10 protein-coding genes are annotated in these 20,450 nt (G+C 38.5%); 8 read left to right on the plus strand and 2 right to left on the minus strand.

Features of this window, described 5'->3' with window-relative positions:
- Positions 1 to 114: 114 nt before the first annotated feature.
- The 4 genes from RB604_RS04785 to RB604_RS04800 all read left to right on the plus strand — a co-directional run bounded on the left by RB604_RS04785 (position 115) and on the right by RB604_RS04800 (position 6,166).
- Positions 115 to 1,461, plus strand: a complete 1,347-nt coding sequence (locus RB604_RS04785; RefSeq protein ID WP_021936137.1) for an LruC domain-containing protein — start codon at positions 115 to 117, stop codon at positions 1,459 to 1,461.
- Between the two features lie 218 nt (positions 1,462 to 1,679).
- Positions 1,680 to 2,231 (plus strand): hypothetical protein, encoded by a 552-nt coding sequence (locus tag RB604_RS04790; protein ID WP_005927688.1) that lies wholly within the window; start codon positions 1,680 to 1,682, stop codon positions 2,229 to 2,231.
- Between the two features lie 142 nt (positions 2,232 to 2,373).
- On the plus strand, positions 2,374 to 3,069 hold the full coding sequence (locus tag RB604_RS04795; RefSeq protein WP_005927686.1) for a DUF6250 domain-containing protein: 696 nt from the start codon (positions 2,374 to 2,376) through the stop codon (positions 3,067 to 3,069).
- A 25-nt stretch (positions 3,070 to 3,094) separates the two neighbouring features.
- Positions 3,095 to 6,166, plus strand: coding sequence for a chondroitinase family polysaccharide lyase (locus RB604_RS04800; RefSeq protein WP_055293235.1), 3,072 nt, complete (start codon positions 3,095 to 3,097; stop codon positions 6,164 to 6,166).
- A gap of 316 nt (positions 6,167 to 6,482) precedes the next feature.
- On the opposite strand, the gene RB604_RS04805 is transcribed toward RB604_RS04800, so the two are convergent.
- Together RB604_RS04805 and RB604_RS04810 are read right to left on the minus strand one after the other, a co-directional pair.
- Positions 6,483 to 7,418 (minus strand): tRNA-dihydrouridine synthase family protein, encoded by a 936-nt coding sequence (locus RB604_RS04805; RefSeq protein WP_007479414.1) that lies wholly within the window; start codon positions 7,416 to 7,418, stop codon positions 6,483 to 6,485.
- Between the two features lie 138 nt (positions 7,419 to 7,556).
- Positions 7,557 to 8,474 (minus strand): alkaline phosphatase family protein, encoded by a 918-nt coding sequence (locus RB604_RS04810; RefSeq protein ID WP_005927678.1) that lies wholly within the window; start codon positions 8,472 to 8,474, stop codon positions 7,557 to 7,559.
- Positions 8,475 to 8,736: 262 nt separating this feature from the next.
- Here RB604_RS04810 and RB604_RS04815 point away from each other — a divergent pair, with 262 nt between their 5' ends.
- From RB604_RS04815 to RB604_RS04830, 4 genes are all read left to right on the plus strand, one after another.
- Positions 8,737 to 10,512 (plus strand): right-handed parallel beta-helix repeat-containing protein, encoded by a 1,776-nt coding sequence (locus RB604_RS04815; RefSeq protein ID WP_007479412.1) that lies wholly within the window; start codon positions 8,737 to 8,739, stop codon positions 10,510 to 10,512.
- Positions 10,513 to 10,595: 83 nt separating this feature from the next.
- Positions 10,596 to 13,640, plus strand: coding sequence for a SusC/RagA family TonB-linked outer membrane protein (locus RB604_RS04820; RefSeq protein ID WP_005927672.1), 3,045 nt, complete (start codon positions 10,596 to 10,598; stop codon positions 13,638 to 13,640).
- 17 nt (positions 13,641 to 13,657) lie between these two features.
- Complete coding sequence (locus RB604_RS04825; RefSeq protein WP_005927669.1) at positions 13,658 to 15,151, plus strand: RagB/SusD family nutrient uptake outer membrane protein; 1,494 nt, start codon at positions 13,658 to 13,660, stop codon at positions 15,149 to 15,151.
- Positions 15,152 to 15,233: 82 nt separating this feature from the next.
- On the plus strand, positions 15,234 to 20,357 hold the full coding sequence (locus tag RB604_RS04830) for a chondroitinase family polysaccharide lyase (RefSeq protein ID WP_007479404.1): 5,124 nt from the start codon (positions 15,234 to 15,236) through the stop codon (positions 20,355 to 20,357).
- Positions 20,358 to 20,450 lie beyond the last annotated feature (93 nt).

Below are 20,450 nucleotides of genomic sequence, written 5' to 3' on the forward strand. Positions count from 1 at the left end.
TTGAAAGGTTATTTAAGAAAATATAAGTTATATTTTATTAAATAATGTTTTTTATAAAAGGCGTTTGGTTTAATGGTAAACGATTGAAATATAGTAATTTTAAAATATGCAATGATGAAAACAAACAATTTAATGTATGTTCTTGTAGGAGCTTTTATGATCTCTTCATGTTCCGATAATGTCGAGGGAGTAAATGGCAGTAATGAGAACCAAACGGGTTCAACTGAATATACTGCATCGGCAGGGTTCGATTGGGCAACCAGTCGTAATGTTTCAGTGTCGGTCTCATCGCCGAAAACTACAGTAGTTTCTATCTATTCGGACAAGGACTGCAGTGAGGCTACTTTGCTTGTAGGTGACTTGCTTGTCTCTTCTACAACAACTTCTCTTGAATTGAATATTCCGATTCATTGCGAAACGTTGTATCTGAAGTATAACTCCGTATCGGGTAAAAAGACGATGCCAATAGCTTTGAACACCAACACAAGAAGCGAGGTTGTTGCGGCCATAGTGCCGGAAGATTGTGTGCAGCCTACAAGTGAAGAGGATGCAGGTTTCCGCTTTTATCATAATACGGGAGTGGCAATGTTTGAAGACACTTGGCCGAATGAATCGGGAAATGACAATGACATGAATGATGTGGTGTTTGAATATGATTTGAAGGTTACGGAGTGTCAGAAAGAGGACTTATTGCCGGCTCAGGGATATAAAGAAGGATTACTGATGACGTTGGATGTACGTGCAAAGGGAGGCAGATATCCTACTAAACTGGGTGTTGTATTGGGTGGTTTGGATAAAAAGTATATAAAGGAAACCACTGTCCGTATAGTGTTGAAAGGCGGACAGGGTACGGAGCAGGAATTGGCTACTGGTACGGATATGGCGGAAGTAAGAGAGGTGAATGGGCAGGCACAATATTGTAAAGTGACAATAGATACTAAGGGGGACTCTCCGGTCGTTATTTTGGACGGTTTGTCTGATCTGGGTGATAATACAAATTTCTTCCAGGTAACTCCCGGTTATGTAGAGGAAGGACGTCCGATGTTGAGAGCGGAAGTTAAATTGACGGGAGTAAATCGTTCAGATGCAGGGGTAACAAAGGCCGAAAGCGATGCGCAACTTGCTGCTTATCGTGAACTGATCACAGATACGAAGAAACAGAACTTCTTTATTGTTACTCATGATAATAAGGAAATCCATATGAAAGGTTATAAACCGACTTATTCATATACAAATTATGATACCGATTCAAAGGGATTGATGATGGATAATGTACCTTATTGTAATAAGAATGGTTTTGTCTGGGGGATCAAAGTTCCTGTAGGTATAGCACACGCTTCTGAAAAAGTTTTATTTTCGACAGCATACCCGAAATTTAAAGAATGGGTGGAAAGTGATGGTGCCAAGAATAAAGATTGGTATTTGCATCCGGCTGCCGGTAAGGTGATCCGTTATTGGTAAGTGTATTCCGAACGGGTAAATAGATTCGTTCCAACGATATGCTCCGGTGAAGTAAAGACCAAGTCTTTACTTCACCGGAGTTTTTTATTGGAGAAAATGAAAGGGCAATATATATTTTCTTGTTCTTTTTTGCTGGATCGGGATTTTCTTGATAACTTGCATTACTTTTTAGAAGTGAGAGAAAGAGAGTTGAATATTCAAACATTAGACAGTTTTTTATGAGAATCAAGAAATTTGTATCCGGATTATTTGCTTGCATTGTGTTTGCAGGCATACTATTGATCTCCTGTGCCAATCATTCGAAAGCGAAAGGGGAAAACGTAGGAACGGAAATTGAGGATTTTGAGTCTTTTCTGGAGAAGTTTACTTCCAGTGCGGCTTTTCAGTATACAAGAATAAAATTTCCGATGAAAACTCCCATTACATTGATGACCGATGATGGAAATAGTGAGAAAACATTTCCTTTTACTAAAGATAAATGGCCTCTGCTGGATAGTGAGACTTTGAAAGAGGAACGCATCACTCAGGAAGAAGGAGGGATTTATGTTTCAAAGTTTACGCTTAATGAGCCTGGTCATAAAGTTTTTGAAGCCGGTTATGAAGAATCGGAGGTAGATCTTCGCGTAGAATTCGAATGTATTGACGGTAAATGGTACGTGACCGATTGCTATACAGGATGGTATGGGTTTGATTTGCCTATAAGCGAGTTGAAAGAGACTATACTGCAGATTCAGGAGGACAATAAGGCTTTCAAGGAAATACATCCTTGATGTGAGGTGCTGCTCTGAATTATACACGATGGGATATTTTGAATAATTATTGTAATATTCTGTACGATTTGAACCCTGCTTTTTTCAAAAAGTGGGGTTTCTTTGTAACCGGTAGTGATCTTTAAAACTAATACATATATTCATGAGACGAACTTTGATCCGATATTCAGTTTTATTAATTGGGAGTTGCCTGTTGGTTGCTTGCTTTTCTTCTAATAAAAAAAGTAATCCGATTCTTGAAAAATGGGTTGCGGAAGATGAGTCTGCGGCAATGCAACTGTCATTGATATCCGATACGATGGAACTCGTTGTACCCGCTGGGCTGACTTTGTGGTATAATGAATTTTTGACGGGCGATTATGAGATTAGTTATCAGGTTGCCATGCTGATGGAAGGCGGTGAATTCGATCGTTTGAGCGATCTTAACTGCTTCTGGGCAGCTAATGACCCGTTGCATCCTGATCATATTTTTGCCCGTAGCGAATGGCGGAACGGAGTTTTTAAGAATTATAATACATTGAATCTTTTCTATGTGGGTTATGGCGGAAATGAAAATACCACCACTCGTTTTCGTCGCTATTATGCCGAATACAATGGTGTGGATGATGCTCGCGTAAAGCCATTGATAGCGGAATATACGGATCCGGAGCACCTGTTGGTACCGGGTAAATGGTATCATATTGTGATTCGTGTAGAGAAAGAATATACTACTTATTCTGTGAATGGCGAGGAATTATTCCGTGCTTCATTGAAACCCGGAGAAGGTGACGGTTATTTTGGCCTGCGCTTGCTTCAGAATCATGTATTGGTGACGGGTTTTGAAGTACAATCGATTTAATAACTGACATTTAATACTTTGAATAATGAAGCTGCTTTTTATCAGATTGGAAATAGTACTTTTTCTCTCTTTCGGAGGTTCTTTTTCTTTATTTGCCCAGTTCGTCCGGAATGATCGTATGTTCTCTTTTGAGGAGTCGGAAGTACCGGCATGCATGAGTAGTGAAAACTCAAAATTATCCATTTCAACGGAGCATTATAAGGATGGAAAACATTCTTTGGCATGGTCGTTTGAATCGGGCGGAATACTTTCTTTAAAGAAAGACCTGAAGTTTGAAAAGAAAGATCCCACCGGAAAAGATTTATTTCTTTCCGCGTTTATCGTATGGGTATATAACGAACAGCCGCAGGATAAAAAAATAGAATTTCAGTTCTTGAAGGACGGAAAAATATGTACCTCTTTTCCGTTCGGTATCAATTTCAAGGGTTGGCGTGCCGCATGGGTTTGTTATGAACGGGATATGCAAGGTGTTCCCGAAGAGGGGATGAATGAACTGTGCATGGTTGCGCCGGATGTAAAAGGAGAGCTTTTTATCGATCATTTGATTACCGCAACAAAGGTCGATGCCCGCCAGCAGACAGCTGATCTGCAGGTTCCTTTTGTGAATGCGGCTACGACAAATCACTGGCTTGTGGTTTATAAACATTCGTTGCTGAAACCTGATATCGAGCTGACTCCTGTAAGTGAAAGGCAAAGACAGGAAATGCAATTGATAGAGAGTCGTTTCCGAGATATGGTGTATACTCCTTCTGCGTTGACACAGAAAGAGATTGAGACGATTCGTAAAAAGTATGAGTTTTATGATATTTCTTATAAAGACGGTCAGGTATCCGGAGTACCTGTTTTTATGGTACGTGCTTCAGAAGCTTATGAACGGATGATACCCGATTGGGATAAGGATATGCTGACTAAGTTGGGAGTCGAGATGAAAGCTTATTTTGATTTGATGAAACGGATAGCTGTTGCCTATAACAATGCTGAAGATGCTGTTGTCAGAGCAGAAATGAAAGATAAATTCCTCGCGATGTACGATCATATTACCGATCAGGGAGTTGCTTATGGCAGTTGTTGGGGAAATATTCATCATTACGGTTATAGTGTCCGGGGACTTTATCTGGCCTATTTTTTGATGAAAGACGTACTTCGTGAAGCCGGCAAACTGAATGAAGCGGAGGCTACTCTGCGTTGGTATGCCATTACGAATGAGGTTTATCCGAAACCGGAGGTGGATGGTATCGATATGGACTCTTTTAATACTCAGACTACGGGGCGTATTGCAAGTATATTGATGATGGAAGATACACCGGAAAAACTTCAATATTTGAAGTCTTTCTCCCGGTGGATTGATTATGGTTGCCGCCCGGCTTTGGGACTTGCCGGTTCGTTCAAGAAAGACGGAGGTGCTTTTCATCATCGTAATAATTATCCGGCCTATGCAGTTGGCGGACTGGAAGGGGCTACGAATATGATCTATCTGTTGAATCACACAGGATTTGCTATTTCTGAGTTGGCTCATCAAACTGTAAAGACGGTTCTGCTTACCATGCGTTTTTATTGTAATAAACTCCACTTTCCGCTCTCTATGTCCGGCCGGCATCCGGATGGAAAAGGAAAGCTGGTTCCTATGCAGTATGCCATGATGGCTATTGCCGGTACTCCCGATGGAAAGGAGGATTTTGATCCTGATATGGCTGCCGCTTACCTTCGGTTGGTTTCTGCTTCAACAGTTACTTCGGGCGAGGAACCGGAATATGTACCTCAATTTACCAATGCAGAGGAACAGCAGATGGCAACTTTTCTTTCTGATAAAGGATTCCGTCCTGAGGCTGATCCGCAGGGAAATCTTGCTTTGGGATACGGATGTATTTCTGTACAGCGTCGTGGCAATTGGGCGGCAATCGTACGCGGGCATTCCCGTTATTTCTGGGCTGCCGAGCATTATCTGGGTGCTAATCTTTATGGACGTTATCTGGCACACGGAAGTATGCAGTTGCTTACTGCTGCTCCGGGGGGTACAGTGACACCTGCCACAAGCGGATGGCAAGAGGAGGGGTTCGACTGGAATCGTATTCCGGGAGTTACCTCTATTCATTTGCCTTTTGACGATTTACAGGCAAAAATCTATAATGTCGATACTTACTCCGGTATGGAGGAGATGCTTTATTCGGACGAAGCCTTTGCCGGTGGTTTATCTCAGCAGCATATGAATGGAAATTTTGGAATGAAACTTCATGAGCATGACAAATACAATGGTTCCCATCGCGCCCGTAAATCATTCCATTTCTTCGACGAAACAATCGTATGCCTCGGTTCGGATATCGAGAATACAAACAGTGAGTATCCTACGGAAACCACCATTTTCCAGCTTGCCGTAAGGGACAATACCGACCGCAACTTCTGGAAGGATTATAAAGAAAATGGGAAGTATTGGGTGGACCCTGCCGGAACAGGCTATTACACTCCCGTAACAACTAAATTCGAGAAGAACTTTCCACAGTATTCGCGTGCTCAAAAAGCGAACAAGGAGACAAAAGGAGATTGGGTCTCTTTGATTATTGATCACGGAAAAGCACCTGAGGGGGCTGCATATGAATATGCCGTACTTCCACAAACGACTGTTGCTGCCATGAAAACTTTTGCAAGGAAACCAACTTACAAGGTGTTGCAAAAAGACCGTAATGCCCATATTGTAAAATCATTGCCGGATCATACCACTTCGTATGTTCTGTTTGAAACGCCTTCTACCGTTCTGCCCCAAGGATTATTAGCGAAAGCGGATACTTCTTGCCTGGTGATGATACGTGAGGAAAAAGAGAAGGCGTTGCTGACTGTTGCTCAGCCGGATCTCGCACTGTATCGGGGCCCTTCAGACGATATATACGATGAAAAGGGAAAACGTATCGAGCGTAGTATCTATTCTCGTCCTTGGATTGATAATGATAGTGGCGAAATTCCTGTAACAATTATTTTGAGAGGACGTTGGGCTATTAGAGAGACGCCTGCTTGCCAGGTTGTATCATCGGATAAGAAGTATACGGTTCTTCGTTTTATTTGTAAGGATGGCAAAAGTCAAGATGTGGAAATATTCCCTTATTGATACCCCGTTTTTTTTGTATTGTAAGAAAAAAAGGATGGGTTATGTTGTTTTTAATTTTTGGAAGTATGGATTTTGGTGTTGAAAATATTGTACAATTATCTGCTTTGTTAATTGCTTGGTTATCAGTATTCTGCTTTTGCTATTTTTTTCTCTACGAGGAGCGACTTGAAACTCTACGAGGAATGATCGTTTCTTCGTAGAGAAACTGGGTATATCTCGTAGAGAAATTCATTGAAGTTTTATAAGATGTGACATTTTGAGTACGCTATGAAAAATTGCACTATAATATATTGTAAATAAAAATGAGGTGTATTTATCATATAAGTCCTATTGCCGCATTGTATTTTATCAGATTTGTGCTTTTATGAATTGCTTTCCAAGCTTTGTGTCCGATTTGTGGCTCAAGATATTCCCAAAAGGTTTTCATTTTATTGAGCAACTGATCTTCTCCTCCTTGCAAACGTTTTTCATAACCGGACAATACGATTTTGTGTGCTGCAAACAGCTTCTCTTTCATATCTTCAGCAGAGAGGTGTTTCTTCTCTTTATATTCTATCGCCAGAGCGGGGTTGGCCAATAATCCTCTTCCTATCATAATTCCGGCTAAAGAAGGAAATCGGGAATGGATGCGTTCTATGTCTTCTGCGTTTTTTATATCTCCATTATAGATCAGTGGATGCCGGCATGCCTTTGCGAAAGCTGCAAATCCCTCCATATCGGCGTTTCCTTTATATTGCTGCTTCCCTAATCGCGGATGCATTGTGATGTGTTTGAGTGGGAGTGCATTCATTATCGGAAGTAGATTCAGGCATTCTTTTGTGTTTTCCCATCCCAGACGCATTTTAACTGAGAAGTTTATTTCCGGATATTTATGTATTATTTCTAATAATTTCTCCACTTCTTCCGGAAAGGGTAATATACCGGAACCATTATGCCGTTTGGCCAACATCGGAAACGGGCATCCCATATTGATATCCACTTCTTTATATCCTTTCTCGATGAAAAGGGATAAAATTGCTTCCGCTTTATTGGTATCTGCTCCGATAAGTTGTGGGATCAGATGGGAGACGGTATTATTGCCCGGTTCGATATCCCGGATATCCCTGCTGCGGAATGTTTCCTTTTCAAGCCGTACGAAAGGAGTATAATATGTCTCTACTCCGCCAAAAACGGTAGCATGTGCATTTCGGTAAATAGCTTCGGTGTAGCCTTGTAAAGGAGCGAAGTGGATAGGAAGCGTTTCAACAAGCATAAGCATTTCTTTTTTGCATGCAAAAGTAGAGGGAATATTCTTTATTGCCAATAATAAAATGAAAAAAGCCTCATTCTTTATTGGGGGGAAGAACGAGGCTTGGAGATATTCAAATTGATTAAGGTAGAAGTAGCGTGTTTATTTGAAGACTTGCTTCATCGGCCGGCCAATCCATACTTGAGGTTGTTGTAATTTAAAGATATATGCAATTGTGGAAGCCACATCAAATTGCATCATACTTTCCGTAAAGTTATATCCTTTTTTGATACCTTTTCCCGAAATGATGAACGGAGTCTGCATTTCTTGCATTGTTTTGCCTCCATGTCCTTTATTGATGCCACCGTGATCTGCTGTTAATATAAAGATTGTGTCGTCCCACATGCCGGCCTCCTTTACAGCATTTACTATTTCAGCAATGTATCCGTCTAATTCTTCTAATTTTTGATAATAGGCTTCTGTGTCGTGTCCGATTTGGTGTCCTAAATGGTCGGGTTCATCGAAAAATATACCGATAAGGTCAGGTCTTTTTTCTTTAATATAAGCGCAAGAGTGAGTCGCTACCGCTCTATCGGCTTTTCCGGAAGGATCGTCTTCGGCTTTTACATGCATCTCCTTGCTCATAGCCTTCATCTCTGCCAGATATTCCAGTCCGTTCCATTGACAGAAAAAACCGATTTCTGCTTGCGGATTGGCGTCTCTGAATAATCCCCAGATGCTTGGAAAGATACCATAATGGCTAAGTACTCGCGAGGGGAGTTCCGGTGTTTTTGAACCCCATTCGGTGTATCCGTGTAGTTCCGGACCTGCCCCCATGAACATAGAAGCCCAGTTTACGGCACTTGAGGAAGGTAATACCGATCGTTTCTCCAAGGTGTATGAACCGTCTTTCATTAATTGTTTTACAGTAGGCATATTTGCTTTTTCCATGCTATAGGCACCCCATCCGTCTAATCCGATAAATACCACATGTTTAGCTCTCCATTTAGCCCCGAATGAAGGAGTACACAATAATAATAAAGTAAAGCAAATGATAAGCTTAAAAATTTTGTTGTTCATGATTGTTAAAAATTAGATTAAGTATTGTTCAGTTCACAAAGATACCCTCTCCTCATTATAGCTCTCTACCTATAACGGAGCTATTTATTACAATATAGTACATGATACGGCCTGTTTTTGGCTCTTGAAATATTAAAAAAAGGTTTGTACAATTTTGGAGCATTGATGAACAAAAATGTGTATTGAATATAGTCTTTATTCATACTTTTGTTGCAGAAAAACAAGCCTAATAGTAACTTTAATACAATAAAAACTATCGCTTATGAAAAATGTGATTATTACTTCAGTCTTAGCTCTAATGCTTGCGACGGGTGCGAATGCGAAAAACATCTATGTTAGCCCGGATGGCTCTACCTCTAATAATGGTAATTCTTGGGATTCTCCAATCAGTGATCTTGGAACAGCTTATTCAAAAGCATCCAAAGGGGATGTAATTCTCATGGCAGCCGGTACTTATACGGTTACTGCTACTATTAATATGATAGAAGGAGTACATGTCTATGGTGGATTTGCCAAAGGAGAGACTTCTATTGAGAATCGTGTACGCCCGAATGCTGCTACAGAACCTTGGAAATTTACAAATGAAACGATAATTACCAGTGGAAATCAGACTTTCCGTTTGGTAGACCGTGTTGATAAAGATACATTTTGGGAAAATACTATTATAGATGGTATTACTTTTAAAAACAATGTTTCAACAGACAGTCGGGTTCTCTACTTAAGAAATTCTGTAACTCTTCAAAATTGCCAGATTCTAAATAATGCGTGTAAGGGTACAGTTGTTTATGGTGAAGAAAACATGATAGTCCGTAATTGTTATTTCTCAGGTAATAATACTTCTGACGCTACTTACGAAGCTACAGTGACTCTTCAGTTGAGAGGTTGTCATTCTGAATATTTTCCAGGTAATCAGTTGTATGACTGCGTATTTGAAGGTAATAAAGTCCCTAGTTTATCCATTTATAATACGGAAGAACAGTTGAGTGACCAAGATGGTACATCTGTGACGAATTGTATTTTCAGAAATAATGAATCTTCTTGTATTCAGATAAATAATCAATGGGCTAAACGTTATTTGAAAATAACTCATTGCTTGTTTGAAGGGAATGTATCTAGTAATATAGGTACTGTACTTTCTGGTAATTCGGAAGTGTATTATGATTTTGCGTTTAACATAATCCGTAATAATACAAATACGAGTGTAGCTGGTGGTGACTCTTGGAGAAACTCGATAATAGCAACAAAGAAAAATGCACAAATAGAGAATTGTTTGATAGTTAATAACTCTTCAGATAATTTGTTAATAGATTTGCAAGGCAGTACCATATTTAATAATACAATTGCAAATAATAAGGGAACTATTTATGTCGGTGAAAACTATTCGCAAGTAGTGAATTCAATTATGGTAAATAATCAACCTACTCATAATGATAAGGCTGTTTTTACTACTGAAAATTCAGCAGTTCAATACAGTGCTTCTGATATAGAAATTACAGATAATTCTTCTACAAACTCAGTAACTCTTCTGAATAATATTGTAGAAGCTAATCCTTTTGTTCAGACAACTACTTTTGTCGGTTCTACTACGGATGAGACTGATATTCAGGCATTACAAAATGCGGATTTCTCCTTGACCAGCACTTCGCTCTGTAATAATGCCGGTTCTGTAGAATTTATAGATGAATTTTTTATGACAGAAGAATGGATGGATGAATTTATGAGTAAAGATATTGCAGATAATGATCGAATAGTAGATGGCAAAATAAATATGGGTGCTTACCAAGGTGGAAAAGGTACTGGTCTCAATAATGAAAAAGAAACAGTGAATTGCGATGTGATTGTTGAAGACGGTATCATTTATGTTTTGTCGGAAAAAGATGGTTATACTACTCTTTATAATATAAATGGTGCGATGCTTGAGTCTAAAGAAATTAGAGCAGGTAGTAACTCCTCTATGATTGTATCTGAAAAAGGACTGTATCTGGTTAGAGTAGTGGCTGGTAATCAAGTTAAGGCATTTAAAGTTATTATCAAATAATAACCTTCTATCTATAACAAAGAACGGTAATGATGCAATACCGTTCTTTGTATTTCCTTTTAATAATTTAAAATTATAACACTATGAAGAAAGTTATTTTATTGTCGATGCAGTTTGTCTGTTTTTTTGTTGTCAGTTTTCTATTGACACAAACTACGTTGGCACAAGGGAACTCTACTGTGACAGGTAAGGTTCTTGATAGTCTCGGAGAAAGTGTAATCGGGGCGTCCGTTTTGGTAAAAGGGACTACAAGTGGTACGATTACGGATATTGATGGAAATTTCAAGTTGGATAATGTACCTTCTAATGCTACATTGGTAATTTCTTATATTGGTTTTAAAACTCAGGAAGTGAATGTTGCAGGTAAGAAGAGTTTTACCATACAATTGGTTGACGATACACAAGCTTTAGAGGAAGTTGTGGTTGTCGGATATGGTGTACAACGTAAATCAGACTTAACTGGTGCTGTTGCATCTGTAAAAGGTAGCGAGGTTCTGAAAAATGCTCCTGCTGCTGATATAACTTCTTCATTGCAGGGGCGTTTGGCGGGTGTAAGTATTGTTTCTTCTTCTGGACAACCGGGATCTTCTTCTACTATTCGTGTACGTGGTATGAATTCCGTGCAGGCAGATAGCGGTCCGTTAGTAGTAATCGATGGTTTTATTGGAGGTTCATTAAGTTCATTGAATCCTTCGGATATTGCTTCTATTGAGGTTTTGAAGGATGCTTCTGCTACAGCTATATATGGTTCTCGGGGTGCTAACGGTGTAATATTGGTAACAACCCGTAATCCGGAAGCAGGAAAAGTAAGAGTAGAATACAGTGGTTATGTGAATTTTAAGACCCCTTATAGTCTTCCTGATGTTATGGCTCCCGGTGATTTTGCAAGAGTGGCAAATGAATATGGAGCGGCACTTTATCCGGCTACTGATACAGGGGAGCCGTATCGCTTTTATTCTGATGAGCAAATTGCCGCTTTTGATAGAGGTGAAAATGTATATGATTACGTAGGGAATGTTTTCCGTGATGTTGCTATTGAGAATAACCATGAACTCTCCATCTCTGGCGGTAGTGAAAAAACTAAATTTTTATTTTCTGGAAGTTATAATAATAATCAAGGTACTGCTAAAAGTTCAAGTGCAGATACCTATAATTATCGTTTAAAGGTTGATACTGAGATTAAATCATGGCTAAAGTTTGGTGCTAATCTTTGGGGTAATTATTCAAAAAGCCAAGGTCCTCGTTTCAGTCAGTATCGTGGAGTATTGATAGAATCTTTAATATTCCCCAATACTATTTTGCCTAAAGATGAAGATGGAAATTATAATAATGCAAATTTGACGGGTCCCCAATATAATCCAATGGGACATATTTGGGAAATAGATACTGATGGTTATAAATATACTTCTCGTATACAAGGTTATGTTGATGTAACCCTTTTGAAAGGTTTGACTTTCAGAATGACGCAAGGTTTTACTTTTGGAGATAATGTATCTCGGTCAACTTATGGAAGAGATAGTTATACTACTGTGATGGCAAATGGAGATAAAACAAGTGCTACTGCTACTAGTACACATAATTATAGTTGGACCAATCAGAATATTTTATCTTATGTGAAAGAATTTAATAGAAATCATAGAATTAATGCTACGGCTGTGTTTGAGCAAATGTATTCTGATGACTTTATTCATAAAACTGAAGCTAAAGGCGGGTTAGTATCAACGATAATAGGTGCTAATAATACAGCTTTAGGTGATGTGATGTATGCTTCCGGTGAAAGAACGAAAACAGCAATGATGTCTTGGATGGGGCGTGTGAACTATGTACTTATGGACCGATATATGTTGACGGCTTCTTGGCGTTATGATGGTTCTTCTCGTTTGGATAAAGATAATAGATGGGAACAATTCCCTTCTGTTGCTTTGGCGTGGAATGCAAAACAAGAAAGATTCTTGCGTGATGTCAATTTTTTGAGTCAGTTGAAACTTCGTGTTGGCTATGGTGAAACTGGTAATCAGGCAGTAGAACCATATTCGGCATATACAGAATTAGAAGCTACTAGAGATGCTCAGAATCATTTAGCTTTATCTACTAAACGCATCGGAACTCCTAATCTGAGATGGGAAAGAACGCAACAATGGAATGGAGGTATTGATTTCGGTGCATTTAATAATCGTTTGACTGTATCATTGGACGTATATCATAAGTTGAGTAAGGATGTACTTTTAGAGGTAGATGCTCCACATTATACAGGTTTTTCCAGTAGATTGGAGAATGCTGCCCATATCCTGAATAAAGGTTTTGAAATAACGATTGGAGCTGATCCTATTGTATCTAAAGATTTTAATTGGAATACAAATATTACTTTGTCTCATAATGAAGGCACTATTGAGGAACTTTATAGTGATAAATCTTATATGGTTATTAGTGGAAATTATGAAAATAAATATTTCCGTAATGTAAAAGGGAAAAAACTGGCTACAATGTGGGGATATGTAAGTGATGGTGTATGGAAATCTTGGGAATTGGCGGATGCTCCTGCCGGAACAGAAGCCGGATCGTATAAGTTTAAAGATATTGATGGGGTTGAAGGTATTACAGAAGATGATCAAACAGCTATTGGTAATGGCCAGCCGTCTTTCCAATGGGGATGGAATAATACATTGACTTATAAAAATTTTGATCTGGGTATATTTATTATGGGAGTACACGGGTTTGATATTTATAATTATACACGGGAAGCTCGTTTTGCTACTAATGGACTTATTAATTTAGGTCCTAATCCGGAATGGGCTAATCGTTGGACTCCTGAGAATGAAAATACGGATATTGTAGGGTTTGTGAAGGGAATTAATGCTTTGACTCCTTCCTCTCAGTTTGTGGAAAAAGGTGATTTTGTAAAGGTGAAAAGTATAACATTGGGATATTCTTTGTCGAATGCAAACCTAAGTAAGGCAGGCATTAGTAAACTTAGAATTTATGCATCTATCCAGAATCCATTCTTGTTTACGGGATATTCTGGAATTGATCCGGAGGTAACATTGAAAAGTCCACTGACTTCTGGTATCGATTGGGGATATTATCCTAATGGACGCAACTATTTGATAGGGCTTAATTTCGCATTCTAAAATTAAAATTACAAAGTATGAAAAAACTAATTATAACATTTGGGATTAGTGGTATATTACTTACCGGATGTGTTGATTTGCTTCAGGAGCCTTTAAGTTTTCCTACACCTGAGAATATTGAATATACAGAAGAAAATGTGACAAGTTTGGCAAATGGTTTATATACTTCTCTTTGGGGAGGTAACTATGCATACAATTGTCGTACGATATTAATGGGGTTGGGAGCTGATGATGTTTCTTGTGGTTCTTATACTAAACGTGGTGTTCATTGGGATCAACTGCATGTCGATATGGCGAGTATGGAGAATGACTTCATGACAATGTGGGACAATATGTATAAGTTGATACAAGGAAGTAATCAGTTGATTGAGGGTCTGACGGCAACATCTTCAATGACAGAGGAAGAAAAGAAACAATATTTGGGTGAGGCTTACTTCATGAGAGCATTTGCTCATTTTAATTTAGTTCGTTGGTTTGGTGACGTACCAGCGTTTACCGATTCACAATGTGCTACAGATTTTTTGGGTAATTCAACAATTACTCGAAATAGTGTAGAAGATATTTATAAGAAATTGATTGTTCCTGATTTACAATTAGCAGAAACGTTGTTGCCTAACCGAGGTCGTGTTTCTGATGCTCCTAATTCTACGGTATCTAAATGGGCGGCTAAAGCTTGTCTGGCAGAGGTTTATTTGACAATGGCGGGTTGGCCGTTGAAACAAACTCAGTATTATGCAGATGCAAGAGATAAAGCTTTTGAAATAATAGAAGATGGTGGTTATGATCTTGTTGATCACTATGAGGATTTATGGAAAGAAGCTACTAAAAGTGATGATAAAGAACATATCTTTGCATTGAATCATTCTACGGACATGTACAGTAATTATGGTAAATCTTATTATATTACAGAAGAATCTACGTCGGCTTGGTCTGATTATGTAGCTGATTCCTGTTTCTATGAAAGATATCCGGAGGACGAGCGTAAAGAGTTTAACTTTATAGATGAATTTATTATTAATAGAAGGAAAGTTAGCTTTAAAAATACGACAATGAGATCTCCTGCTATTAATAAATATCGTGATTATGGAGGTGTTAATTCTGCTCAGTCGTTGGGTATAACACCTATTTATCGTTATGCTGATGTTTTGTTAATGTACGCCGAGGCTCAGAACAAGGCGGATCATGGACCCAATACATTTGCTTATGAGCAGATCAATAAAGTTCGTAAACGTGCTATGGGTGGTATTGATAATCCCTTAACTCCGAATTTGGATGAAGAAGAGTTTGATAAAGCGGTATTTGACGAAAGAGGTTGGGAATTCTTTTGTGAATTTAAACGTTGGTTCCAACTCGTCAGAACGGAAAAGGTTTGGGATGCCAATCAGTTCACTCCAAGAATAAAGGAAGGGATTGATAGCTATGGTGTGACTAAAGATAATAGAAATGTTTATTTGATGCCTCTTCCTTCTGAGGAAGTACAATCTTGTGGATTTACCCAAAATCCTCGTTAACGATTCTTACGTTTTTTAGAAAATAATTCGAAGAAGTTATCCTTTAATGAAGGGTAACTTCTTCACAAAATCAATAAAATTTATGAAAAACATTTTCTTAACACTGTCCTTTTTGGGCTGTGCCGGATTAGCCTCGGCATGGTTTGCTCCTAATGCGGTAATGTGGTATGAAGAGATGGTACAGACCTCACAAACTTCAACTACAACTGTAAATCTGATAAAGGATTCTGGCTTTGATAATGCTGATTTTACGAAAGTATTCGATGCGGAACCTTATTTATATGGTGAATGGTTAACTTATAAAGATGCCAAAGAAACGAATGTTACTTCTTATGATATAGTAGATGATCTGGAGAGAGGTAAAGTTGGATCTTTTACAGGCAAACCTTATTCTTGGTATACTTCATTTTTTGCGCAGAGGATTGAAACCGTTGCTAAAAAAGGAATCTATAAACTCTCTTTTTGGGGAAAATCGACAGATGGAGGTAAAGCTAAAGTTTTTATTCGTTTGACTGACGCAAATGGAAAAGATGTGCAGAAATTCTTTATTAAAGAAACCGGTAAACCGGCTGATCCTTCATCTAAATGGTATGGTTCTTACTACAATACTTCACTTACTTCTACATGGGCAGAATATTCTGTAGAATTTGATTTTACCAAGACGATAGGTAGTATGTACAGCGTGCCGTTGAGTGATGCTGTTGATGCGGATGAGACTGATCTGACTAATTTTAGTATTTGTTTTCAAGGTGATGTTGCTGATAAAACGATTTTGATTGATGATGTACAATTGGAATTAGTGGAGGATTTATCAGAACCGGATCCGGAGACTCCAACTGAGTTGATTAAAGATTCTGATTTTGAAAATGCAGATTTTACTAAGACATTTGATGCGACCCCAGTTGTTTTCGGCGAATGGGTAACGTATACAGATGCTAAAAATGAGAAAAATAATATCAGTTATATTGTTGCTGATGATGCAGTTAGGGGTAAAGTCGGTTCTTATACAGGCAAACCTTATTCTTGGTATACCTCATTTTTTGCACAAAGAATTGAAACTACTGCTAAAAAGGGAATTTATAAACTTTCTTTCTGGGGTAAATCGACAGATGGAGGTAAGGCCAAGGTTTATATTCGTACCACGGATGCCGGTGGTAAAGATGTACAAAAATTCTTTATTAAGGAAACTGGAAAACCTTCTGATCCTTCATCAAAATGGTATGGTTCTTTTTATAGTACAGCTTTGACTGCGGAATGGGTTGAATATTCTGTTGAATTTGACTTTACAAAAACGATTAATAGTATGTACAGTGCACCTTTGAGTGACGCTATTGATGCCGATGATATTGACTTGACCGATTTTAGTATTTGTTTTCAAGGTGATATCGCAGATAAGACAATATTAATTGATGGTGTTTCGCTTACTCTTGTCAAAGATATGTCTGATCCGGAAGACCCTGACCAACCAGGTGAAAACTTGGTAAAGGATGCAGATTTTGAATCTAATCCAGATTTAACTTTACAGTTGGAAGAACCTACTGTTTGTGGGCAATGGGTTGCTTATAAAGATCAATATGAAACAAATGTTGTAACTATTGGTGTGAGTGACGATACAACACAAGGTAAGGTGGCTGCTATTACTGGAAAAACTTCTTCTTGGTATACGACTGTTTTATCTCAGCGTATTGATGGTACTGTTCCCCTTGGGATTTACCGCTTTTCATTTTTGGGACGTTCGGATGACGGTGGCCAATTAAGAGTTTATACACGTGCTACGGATGAAAATAATAGTAATGTAAATAAGTTCTTTATCAAGGAAACTGGGAAACCGAGTGATCCAACTCAAAGTTGGTACGGATGCTGGCAAAGTTTTACTTTAACAGATACATGGAAAGAATACTATGTGGACTTTAACTTGTCAAAGACTGCTAATAGTATGTACCAGTGGACATTTGATCAAGGGATTGTGAAGAATGCAACAGATATTGATTTGACTAATTTGAATATTTGTTTTTTAGGTAATAAGGAAAATGCCACAGTTTATATTGATAATGTAAGTTTTGCGAAAATTGCTGATATTGATGATGAAGATCAGAAGTTGATTATTCAATATGACTTTGAGGAAACGGTAGTTCCTACGGAATGGAAAGCTGTAGGAAGTGAACTTAGTCTAACTAAAGAGCATTTTAAGAAAGGAGTGCAGTCTTTATGTTGGGACGCTGCTGATAAAGCAACAGTGGAGATTGGGTTTAGTGATAATTTGACCGTTAGTGATCAAAATGCAGCATTCTTTAATATCTATAGTATGAATGCTAATAATGATACTATTTATACAGAGTTTCTGGATGCTGACGATGAAGTTGTGAAGAGAGCTACGATTCTCGTAAACTTTAAGGGATGGCGTGAATTTAGTCGCCCATATAATGAATATGAGAATAAAGCTAATGGAAAAGTGAAAAAAGTAAGATTTACTTATGCTGCAAAAGAGGGCGATGGGCAAAAGATATTTTTTGACAATGTAGATTTTAATGCTGTAGTGGATAGTAAACGTCAATATCCGGACATGATGGTATTGGATGCAGCCTATCTCAGTGAAGATAATTCACGTTTGTTGAAGGTGTATGCTTTTGGCGCAGATATAATCCCGGAAAAGGCAACTGATATGGAAATAAGTGATTTCAATACATTGAAATTGGGCTTTGGTAGAACCCCAACTGGTAATACCGGTAAGATCAGGGAGTTGCTTAGTAAAGTTTCTGCAATGAATATTGTGAGAAATAGTGATGGTACTGTGTCTGGTGATGTGATGCCTACTCCTAAAGAGTTGACTTTGGATTATTTAAATGAGTTATCTTCTGATGTTGAAATTTTAGCTGCATCTATTAGTAACCAACAGGTAAAAACTGCATTTAATAATCTGGTTGATCATATAATAGATCAAGGACTCTTATATAATTTCAGTGGACTTACTTATAGTGATTATACAAATGTAAAAGCAATTCCTGCAGGTTTCCTTAATGCGATGAATGCTTATACGGAAGCACAGAAAGTTGAAATTATCAAAGCAGTGAAGTGGATTGTGGAATTTAATTTGGCTTATGCACCATTAGAATACACGCTCCCTAACCAGAGTTCAGATTATATTTATAATTTCTTGCCACATTTGTATGGATGTGCTGCCAATTATCCGGATCAAGATGTAGCAATTGAAAATATGAAAGCATTAACGAGATTGTTAGAAAATGCTAGTGAATACTCTCCGGGGTCGAATGATATTTTGAAGCCGGATGGAACGGGATTCCATCACAACACCCATTATAATAATTATATGTATGCATATAGAAGTTGGGTAGAATATATAGGAAAACTTAAAGGTACTTGCTTCAGAATCAACCAGGATGCATATGAACGTATTAAAAAAGCGGTAGTATCAATGTATATCATGTCTACAAAATCTGAAGATGGCAAGATACAACTTTCTGCCAATAGTTTGGCTGGACGCCATCCATTGGTAGGTGGTACAGAAATGACTTTTACAAAAGACTTGTTCAAGACACTGGTAGAAGTTGGTGGCGATATTATGGGTACTGGTATTGACTCAGAGTTAGCTTCTCAATACAATTATTTCTTTATGGAAGATTTCTATTCTGGAGTCAACAAGGCAGATATGGATGGTTTCTATCAATTTAATTATAGTCCGGCCGGTATTTACCGTCAGGATAATTGGGTGGCTACCATGCGTTGTCCGACTACAAAATTCTGGGGTGGTGAGATTTATAGTAAAACGAATCGTTTTGGTCGTTATCAGGCTCATGGAACTCTTGAGATAATGTATGACGGGGCTATGGAGAATTCCGGTTTCCCGAAAAAAGACAATGATAACAGTACAACTAAAGAAACTGGTGGATGGGATTGGAATGTAGAAGCCGGTTCAACTACCGTACATTATACTTCGTGGAAAGAAATGATGCCGAATAAGAATGTAACCGATCGTTTCGACCAATATTCCAAAACGACGAACTTTGCCGGTGCATTGGCTTGGAAAGATTGTGGTATGTTCGGAGCAGAATTTGATCAGGATGATTCTTGGGGAAGCCAGCGTTTCACTCCGACTAATCTGACCTTTAAAAAGTCTGTATATGCATTTGATGGAATGTTGATCAGCTTAGGTAGCAATATCTCTGCATCCGGTTCGTATAGTGATGATATGATTACTGCAACTAACTTATTCCAGGGTATTGATTCTGATGTTAGTGGTGATCTGATAATAAATGGTGAGACAATGCCGGCCGGTGCGGAAGCTAAAACAAATGATTCGTCTGCTGATTTATGGATGCTAACACCTCAAGGTACCGGTTATTTCGTGCCGAAAGGAAACGATCCGATCGTTATTAAGCATGGTGAACAAGAGTCTCCGAACGAGACAGGTGACAATGTGGATAGTCCTGTTACTGTAACTGCTGCTAAAGCTTATATTGATCATGGTGTAAAGACTTCCGATAAAAAATATGTATTTGTGGCTGTTCCGGCAACGAATACTACGGATATGACTCAATTGGCTGCTAAGATGGCTAATAATGGCGGGGAAATTTTTGAGATAAAAGCTCAAAATGAGAAATTGCATGCTCTGACTTACAAGCCTGCTAATGTTACAGCTTATTCTATCTTTACTGCTATGAGTGATTTGAATTTCGGTTGTGTGAAATCTACCGGTTCAGAGATGCTGTTGATGGAAAAACTGGATACTGAAAAGAAAACGCTTTCATTAGCAGTGGCGAATCCTAATTTACGTCCGAAGGATGATGAAACTTATGGTTGGGTAGCTACTCCTACAGAGACAAATATCGTTGTCGATGGAGAATGGGTATTGAGTCAGGATGTCGATGGAGTTGTAGTTACTCCTCAGAGTGATAATACGACAATGATAACCTTGACCCTTGCCGAAGGTGAACCGGTGTACATTGAACTGATTGATAAAGACGCCGTGGGTATAGGAAATGTAGAGCAATCTGTACAGACCAAAGTTTATACGGCAGGAAACGATGTTTTCGTTGTGAATGCTGTAGGAACGGCAGTTGTGTATGATGTTGCCGGACAAGCCGTTAAAACGGTTGATGTAGATGGTACGGCACGTTTCACTCTTGAACAACAGGGATGCTATATCGTGAAAATCAATGATAAAACGGAAAAGGTTATGATTCGATAACCTTTCGATTTCGTAATTCTTCTAACCTATGATTGAAACCGGCCCGAAAGGGTCGGTTTTTGTTTTTATATAACCTTGTTATTGTTATTACAG

Origin of the sequence: Bacteroides salyersiae, assembly GCF_031172035.1 — a bacterium.
GTDB lineage: Bacteria > Bacteroidota > Bacteroidia > Bacteroidales > Bacteroidaceae > Bacteroides > Bacteroides salyersiae.

Bases quoted from the DNA above. Each gene is read 5' to 3' on its own strand.
- RB604_RS04830 (WP_007479404.1), top strand. From the start codon at position 15,234: ATGAAAAACATTTTCTTAACACTGTCCTTTTTGGGCTGTGCCGGATTA.
- RB604_RS04800 (WP_055293235.1), top strand. From the start codon at position 3,095: ATGAAGCTGCTTTTTATCAGATTGGAAATAGTACTTTTTCTCTCTTTC.
- RB604_RS04810 (WP_005927678.1), bottom strand. From the start codon at position 8,474: ATGAACAACAAAATTTTTAAGCTTATCATTTGCTTTACTTTATTATTA.
- RB604_RS04825 (WP_005927669.1), top strand. From the start codon at position 13,658: ATGAAAAAACTAATTATAACATTTGGGATTAGTGGTATATTACTTACC.
- RB604_RS04785 (WP_021936137.1), top strand. From the start codon at position 115: ATGAAAACAAACAATTTAATGTATGTTCTTGTAGGAGCTTTTATGATC.
- RB604_RS04795 (WP_005927686.1), top strand. From the start codon at position 2,374: ATGAGACGAACTTTGATCCGATATTCAGTTTTATTAATTGGGAGTTGC.
- RB604_RS04815 (WP_007479412.1), top strand. From the start codon at position 8,737: ATGAAAAATGTGATTATTACTTCAGTCTTAGCTCTAATGCTTGCGACG.
- RB604_RS04820 (WP_005927672.1), top strand. From the start codon at position 10,596: ATGAAGAAAGTTATTTTATTGTCGATGCAGTTTGTCTGTTTTTTTGTT.
- RB604_RS04805 (WP_007479414.1), bottom strand. From the start codon at position 7,418: ATGCTTGTTGAAACGCTTCCTATCCACTTCGCTCCTTTACAAGGCTAC.
- RB604_RS04790 (WP_005927688.1), top strand. From the start codon at position 1,680: ATGAGAATCAAGAAATTTGTATCCGGATTATTTGCTTGCATTGTGTTT.